This window comes from Janthinobacterium kumbetense (assembly GCF_023703445.1).
Classification (GTDB): domain Bacteria; phylum Pseudomonadota; class Gammaproteobacteria; order Burkholderiales; family Burkholderiaceae_D; genus Janthinobacterium; species Janthinobacterium kumbetense.
Window position 1 is genome coordinate 1 of sequence record NZ_JAMQGR010000045.1, and the last position, 396, is coordinate 396.

The 396-nt window shown below is 46.7% G+C and carries 2 tRNA genes; both read left to right on the forward strand.

Going from position 1 to position 396, the window contains the following annotated elements:
- The first annotated feature begins 98 nt into the window (after positions 1 to 98).
- Positions 99 to 175 (forward strand) — tRNA-Ile (locus NCG91_RS27880).
- A 12-nt stretch (positions 176 to 187) separates the two neighbouring features.
- Positions 188 to 263 (forward strand) — tRNA-Ala (locus NCG91_RS27885).
- Positions 264 to 396 lie beyond the last annotated feature (133 nt).

Genomic DNA, 396 nt, shown 5'->3' on the forward strand with positions numbered 1-396 from the left:
CTAGAGTTTGCACGAATCAGTAATGATTCACGCATCAAATGTTCACACTTATCGGCTGTTTAATTAAGAAGAAACAGTAGTCGTAGTAGTTCCGCGTTGGGGCTGTAGCTCAGCTGGTTAGAGCACCGTGTTGATAACGCGGGGGTCGTTGGTTCGAGTCCAACCAGCCCTACCAGTAAAAATTCCCGGGGGATTAGCTCAGCTGGGAGAGCACCTGCTTTGCAAGCAGGGGGTCGTCGGTTCGATCCCGTCATCCTCCACCAAAGTTTTACTCGAAAGTGCAAACGTAAGCCGGTCAAATAGACTCGGGTTTAGGTTTGATCTTTTAGCGATCAAAGCTGTTTCGTTCTTTAACAATCTGGAAGAAGTAAAGATTATTTATTGATCGGTTTGCCG